This is a genomic window from Kitasatospora sp. NPDC004799 (assembly GCF_040609095.1).
Taxonomy (GTDB): domain Bacteria; phylum Actinomycetota; class Actinomycetes; order Streptomycetales; family Streptomycetaceae; genus Kitasatospora.
Map to the genome: position 1 here is coordinate 1 of NZ_JBEXJK010000454.1, position 6382 is coordinate 6382.

4 protein-coding genes are annotated in these 6382 nt (G+C 76.8%); 2 read left to right on the top strand and 2 right to left on the bottom strand.

The window, feature by feature from the left end:
* The first annotated feature begins 357 nt into the window (after positions 1-357).
* Complete coding sequence (locus ABZW03_RS35220) at positions 358-3213, top strand: BTAD domain-containing putative transcriptional regulator (RefSeq protein WP_355267786.1); 2856 nt, start codon at positions 358-360, stop codon at positions 3211-3213.
* Between the two features lie 166 nt (positions 3214-3379).
* Positions 3380-4303, top strand: a complete 924-nt coding sequence (locus ABZW03_RS35225; RefSeq protein WP_355267788.1) for a hypothetical protein — start codon at positions 3380-3382, stop codon at positions 4301-4303.
* Here ABZW03_RS35225 and ABZW03_RS35230 read toward each other — a convergent pair.
* Both ABZW03_RS35230 and ABZW03_RS35235 read right to left on the bottom strand, forming a co-directional pair.
* On the bottom strand, positions 4300-5445 hold the full coding sequence (locus ABZW03_RS35230; protein ID WP_355267791.1) for a HAMP domain-containing sensor histidine kinase: 1146 nt from the start codon (positions 5443-5445) through the stop codon (positions 4300-4302). The two genes, ABZW03_RS35225 and ABZW03_RS35230, sit on opposite strands and share 4 nt — an antisense overlap.
* Positions 5442-6161 (bottom strand): response regulator transcription factor, encoded by a 720-nt coding sequence (locus tag ABZW03_RS35235; RefSeq protein WP_355267794.1) that lies wholly within the window; start codon positions 6159-6161, stop codon positions 5442-5444. Before ABZW03_RS35235 ends, ABZW03_RS35230 begins: the two co-directional genes overlap by 4 nt.
* Positions 6162-6382 lie beyond the last annotated feature (221 nt).

The window sequence follows — 6382 nt, forward strand, 5'->3', positions numbered from 1 at the left end:
AGCGCGAGAAGGGCATCACCATTCTCGCGAAGAACACCGCGGTCAAGTACCACCCCAAGGACGGTGGCGCGCCGCCGGGTGCGAGGCGGGTGCCGTGCGGGCGGCGCCCGGGCTGGTGAAGATCCTGCTGCGGTCCGTCACGAATCCCTCATGACCGGATCACGACACCGGGCCGGGCCGGGCCGCCGGTGCCCCGTGGACAGCGGGCGGCGCCCGGGCGAGGATGGCCCTGCCGTGCCACCGTCCGTACCCGTACGGCCGGTTGGCGACGTACGGCCGGCGGCGTACGGCCGGCCGGCGGTGTGCGGCGGCGACCGGTCCGTCACCGCGGCGGCCGATCCACCGGAGGGGCGGGCAGTGGAGTTCAGGATCCTGGGGGCGCTGGAGGTGCGGGCCCCGGACTCCACCGTGCTCGCCGTCGGCGGGCGCCGCCAACAGGCGCTGCTGGCCGCGCTGGTGGCCCATGCCGGGCGGACGGTGTCGGTGTCCCGGCTCGTCGACGCGGTGTGGGACGAGGCCCCGCCGGCCACGGCCGACCGCCAGGTCCGGAACATGGTCGGCCTGCTGCGCCGCACCCTCGCCCCCGGCCCGGGGCAGGCCCCGCCGATCCGCACCGACGGGCCCGGCTACCTGCTGGACGGGGCCGAAGTCCGGGTGGACGCCGTGGAGTTCGCCGCGCTGGTGGACTCCGCCGCCGAGCCGGGCGCCGACCAGGCCGCCCGGCTGCGCGCCGCGCTGGCGCTGTGGCGCGGCCCGGCCCTGGACGGGCTGCCGGGCCGGGCGCTGGCCGCGGTGGCGGCCGGGCTGGAGGAGCGGCGGATGTCCGTCCTGGAGCGGCTCTACGAGCTGGAGCTGGCGGCCGGGCGGCCCGACCGGATCGTCTCCGAACTCACCGCGCTGGTCGCGGAGTTCCCGATCCGCGACGGCCTGGTGCGGCACCTGCTGACGGCCCTGGCCCGCTCCGGCCGGCACGCCGAGGGCCTGGCGGTCTACCGCCGTTACGCCGACCACCTCGCGCGGGAGCTGGGCCTGGACCCGTCTCCCCGACTGCGGTCGCTCCAGCGCGAGTTGCTGGGTGCGACGGCCCCGCCCGCGCCGGCGAAGCCGTCCCCGAAGCCCCCGGCCACGCCGGCGGCAGCCCCGCCGACCGAGCCGCCGCACCCGCGCCCGCGCCCGGCCCAACTCCCGTGGGAGCTGCCGACCTTCGTCGGCCGCGAGGACCAGCTGCACGCCATGGACCGCCACCTGACCGACCCCGAGGGCCCCGACGGCACCCCCGCCGTCACCGTGATCACCGGCGTCGCCGGCGGCGGCAAGTCGGCCCTGGCCGTGCGCTGGTCCCACCGCGCCCGGGCCCGGTTCCCCGACGGCCAGCTCTTCGCCGACCTGCGCGGCTGGTCGCCGGCCGGCCCGCAGGAGCCGCACGCCGTCCTCGCCGCGTTCCTGCGGGCCCTCGGCGTGCCGGCCGAGGACGTCCCCGGCCGGCTCGACGAGGCGGCCGCGCTCTACCGCTCCACGCTGGCCGGCCGGCGGGTGCTGATCGTCCTGGACAACGCCCGCCGCTCCGAGCAGGTCCGCCCGCTGCTGCCCGGCACCGGCGGCTGCGCGGTCGTCGTGACCAGCCGCGACCGGCTCGCCGGGCTCGTCGTGCGCGAGGGCGCCCACCGGATCGAGCTGGCGGACTTCAGCCCGGCCGAGGGGCGGGCGCTGGTGCGCCGGGTGCTCGGGGCCGAGCGGATCGCGGCCCGGGAGCAGGCCGTCGCCCGGCTGCTCGACGCCTGCGGCCACCTCCCGCTGGCCGTCGGCCTCGCCGTCGCCCGGCTGCGCGACCGCCCGCACCACGACCTCGCCGACTTCACCGCCGAACTCGCCGCCGCGGGCACCCGCCTGGACGTCCTCGAAGCGGACGGCGACGACCCGTCCACCCGCCTGCGCACGGTGTTCGCACTCTCCTACCGGGCGCTCGACGAGCCCGCCGGACGCCTGTTCCGGCTGCTCGCGCTCAGCCCCGCCGTCGACCTCACCGCGCCGGTCGCCGAGGCGGTCGGCGGGCTGGACGGCACGCAGAGCGCGCGCGTCCTGCACCGGCTGGCCAACGTCCACCTCCTCGCCGAGCACTCCGTCGGCCGCTACCGCTTCCACGACCTGGTCCGGCTGTTCGCCGCCGAGCGGGCCGCGCAGCAGGAGAGCGAGCACTCCCGCGCCCTCGCCCGGCGCCGCTGGTACGCCTGGTGCCTGCAGCACGCCGGCGCCGCCGCCCGGCTGCTGATCCCGGGACGGCCCCGGGTGCCGCTGCCGCCGCCACCCGAGGGCCTGCGCACCACGGCCTTCGCCGAACCGGACGAGGCGATGCGGTGGTGCGAGGGCCAGCGCGCCAACCTGCTCGCCACCGCCGGCCACACCTTCGAGCACCGGGACGACGAAGTCGCCTGGAAACTCCCCGCGTTGCTCTGGATCCACCTCCACTGCAGCGGCCGGCACACCGAACGCCTCGCCCTGGGCCGTACGGCGCTGGCGGCGGCCCGGCGCCTGGCGGACCCGCTCGCCGAGGGCCGCACCCTCAACGACCAGGGCCACGCCTGGAGCACCGTGGGCGACCTGCGCCGGGCCCGGCAGCACTACGAGCAGGCCCTCGGCCTGGTCCGCGCCGCCGCCGACCCGGCCGCCGAGGGGCAGGTCCTGGCCAACCTCGGCACGCTCCACTTCTTCTCCCACGACTACGCCGGGGCCGCCGACCACTTCCAGCGGGCCCTGCTGCTGCTCCCCGCCGACGGGCCGGACGCCGACCACTGGACGATCCGCCTGTGCGAGACCAGCCTGGCCTCGGTCCACGCCTTCCTCGGCCGGCACGGGAGCGCGCAGGCCCTGGCCGAACGGCTGCTCGCCCCCGAACCCGGCCTCCACGACACCGCCCTGGAGTGCTCGCTGCGCAACGTCCTCGGCCTCGCCCGCTACGCCGCCGGACGTCCCGACGAGGCGCTGCGGCACTTCGCCCGCTCCCTGGCCGTCGGCCGGCGCATCGCCGGGTTCACCGACCAGCGGGCCAACTCCCTGGCCGGGCTGGCCGCCGCGCAGCAGGCCCTGGGCCGCCCGGGCGCCGCCCGGCGCTCCTGGGCCGCCGCCCTCGACCTGTACCGGGACCTGCCCGCCCACTACCGCGGCCCGATCGGGCTCCTGACCTCCCTCGGCTTCACCCCGCCCGCCCTGCCCTGACCCGTCCGCCGCCCGACCGGCCGCGCGCCCTACGGCGCGACGGGGTCCGTACGGCGCGCGCGGTCGGACCGGGCACGGCGGCGGAAATCCGGTGCCGGGCCGCCCTGGTGATCCACTAGAGTCCGCGCGACACCATCCGGGAAGTTCGGGCTCACAGGGAGTCTCCATGCGAGGGGCGCGTTCCGCCGCCGCCGTGACGGTCGCGGCGGCCGTACTGCTGGGCGGCCTCACCGCCTGCGGCGGCGCCGGAGGCGAACCGTCACCGGCTGCCCCGCCCGCGGGCGCGGCAGCCGCGGGCAGCACGCCCGCGGGCGGGGCGGCGGCGGGCAAGGCGGCCGAGACGACCGAGGCCGATCCCCAGGCGGCACTGGCGGCAGCGGCCGAGGTGATGCGCAAGGCGGGCAGCGGCCGGTACACCCTGTCCGCTCCGGCCGGCCCGGACAGCGCGCCAGGTACGGGCTTCGCCGTCTGGGCGGGCCGCCCGGCCGCGATCGAGTACCTGGCCGACGCTCCGAAGCCGCCCCGGCTCAGGCTCCGGATCGTGGGCAACGAGGCGTACACGGGGCCCACCGAGCAGGCCGCGGCCGCGGTGGGAGAGCAGGTCTTCTGGTCGAAGATGCCCTTCCTCATGTGGCGCCGGCCCTTCTACCCGCAACTGAGCCTGGCGATGGACCCGGTGAACCAGTTGACCGTGGCCCGGTCGGGTCGGCTCAGCAGGGTCGGGACCGAGAAGGTCGACGGTGTCGAGGCCACCCGCTACCGCGCCGTCGAGGACCTCGCCACCGTGCTGGGCGGGATCCCCGCCCTCACCGAGCAGCACCGCCCCCATGTCGAGGCGGCCCTGCGGAAGAGCGGCGAGACGTTCACCCTCGACTTCTGGCTCAACGCCGAACAGGAGCTCGTCCGGTTCCGCGCGTTCGGCGAGAAGGACGGCGAGGCCCAGGCCGTCACGGTGCGCTACTCGGCGCTGGGCACCGCCCCGGCGCTGGCGGAGCCCGCCGGGACCGACCTGCGGAGCTCGCTCGACCTCGACAGGTTCCTCGACCCCTCGCCCGCCACGGCCGGCCCGAACCCGGGCCCCGAAGCCTAGTCCCCGCCCGGCCCCGGCAGGACGAGGGTCGCCCGCAGGCCGCCGGAGGGCTCGGGGGCCAGGTGGAGCTCGCCGTGGTGGGCCTCGGTGACGGCGGCGACGATGGCCAGGCCCAGGCCGTGGCCGCGGCGGGCCGGGTCGCTCTCGGCGGTGCGGCCGCGCCCGCGCAGGAACGGTTCGGTGAAGGTGGCCACCGCCTCCGCCGTCAGCTTCGGGCCGGTGTTGGTGACGGTGAGGCGCACCCGGCCGGGCCGCTCCCGGTCGGGCCCGGTGGCGACGGTGACCCGCCCGCCGGAGGGCAGGTTGTGCCGCAGCGCGTTGTGCAGCAGGTTGACGGCCGCCTGGCGCAGCAGGACGGGGTTGCCGGTGGTCGGGGCGGGGTGGAGGTCGGCGGTGAGGGTGACGCCGAGGGCGGCGGCCTCGTCGTGGACGGCGGCCAGCGCCTCCCGCGTGGCGGCGGCGAGGTCGGTGGGGGCGAGGTCGGGCGGGGCGTGGCCGAGGTCGGCGAGCTGGAGCAGGGCCTCGCTGATCTCGATGCCGCGCTGGTTGGTGTCCTGGAGCCGGCTGACGAGGCGGCCCCAGTCCTGGCCGGCCGGGTCGGCGGCGGCGACCTGGAGCATGGTGCGGGTGATCGCCAGCGGGGTGCGCAGCTCGTGGGAGGCGTTGGCGGCGAAGCGCTGCTGGGCCTCGAAGGAGCGCTGGAGGCGTTCGAGCATCTCGTCGAAGGCGTCGGAGAGGTCGGTGAACTCGTCGCGCGGCCCGGTGAGGGCGATGCGGTGCTCCAGCGCCCCGCTCGCGGCCCGGTGCGCGGCGCCGGTGATGTCCTGCAGCGGGCGCAGCACCCGGCCGGCGATCAGCCAGCCGCCGACCAGGCCGACGGCGGTCAGCAGGCCCAGGGCGTAGCCGCCGGCGGCGAGCAGGGATTCGAGGATCTCCTGGCGGGAGGGGGCGTCGGAGCGGTAGCGCGGGTTGGAGGAGGTGAGCGGGTAGTTGGGGATGTAGCGCATGCCGACGTAGACCACGGCGAGGGAGAGCAGGCCGGCGGTGAGCGCGAAGAGGGTGTAGCTGAGGGTCAGGCGCATCCGGGCGGTCAGGCGGCGCGGGCGGCCGGCCCGGCGGCGCCTCGCCTCGGAACGCTTCACCGCAGGGCGCCTTCCGCGCCGGGGCCGGCGGACGGGCCGGTGGAGGGATCGGTGGACGGGTCGGCGAGGCGGTAGCCCACCCCCGGCACGGTCTGGATCACCCACGGGTCGCCGAGGCGTTTGCGCAGGCCGGAGATGGTGATGCGGACGGCGTTGGTGAACGGGTCGGCGTTCTCGTCCCAGGCGCGTTCCAGCAGCTCCTCGGCGCTGATGACGCCGCCGCGCGCCGCCATCAGGACCTCCAGGACGGCGAACTGCTTGCGGGACAGGCCGACGTAGCGGCCGTCGCGGTAGACCTCGCGGCGGAAGGGGTCCAGGCGCAGCCCCGCGTACTCCAGGACGGGCGGGGCGGCCTGGGCCGGGCGGCGGGCCAGCGAGCGCAGCCGGACGACGAGTTCGGCGAGGTCGAAGGGCTTGGTGAGGTAGTCGTCGGCGCCGAGTTCGAAGCCGGCGACCTTCTCGTTCAGGCGGGCGGCGGCGGTGAGCATCAGCACCCGGCAGCCGAGGCCCTGGCGGACGATGCTGCGGCAGACCTCGTCGCCGTGGGTGCCGGGGACGTCGCGGTCGAGGACGACGACGTCGTAGCTGTGCACGGCCAGGCGCTCCAGCGCCGCGTCGCCGTCGGTGACGATGTCGCAGGCGATCGCCTCCAGCCGCAGGCCGGCCTGGACCGCCTCCGCGAGGTAGATCTCGTCCTCCACCACCAGGACCCGCACGCGCTGTTCTCCCGTCTCCGCTGTTCGTCCCCATTGGACCCGATGGGGCCTATCGAAAACGTATCGGCCTGCGCAGACGTCCTCGCAACACCGCGCCTCCTCCAATGGTCCGGCAACGGCCGAGCGACACCGGGAGGCAGGAATGGACACGACGGACACCCCGACGGGACCGACGACGGAACCGGCGACGGAACCGGCGACAGGGGCGGCGACGGGACCGG

What these genes read in the sequence shown, in the direction of transcription:
- ABZW03_RS35225 (WP_355267788.1), top strand. Translation starts at nt 3,380, where the DNA reads ATGCGAGGGGCGCGTTCCGCCGCCGCCGTGACGGTCGCGGCGGCCGTA.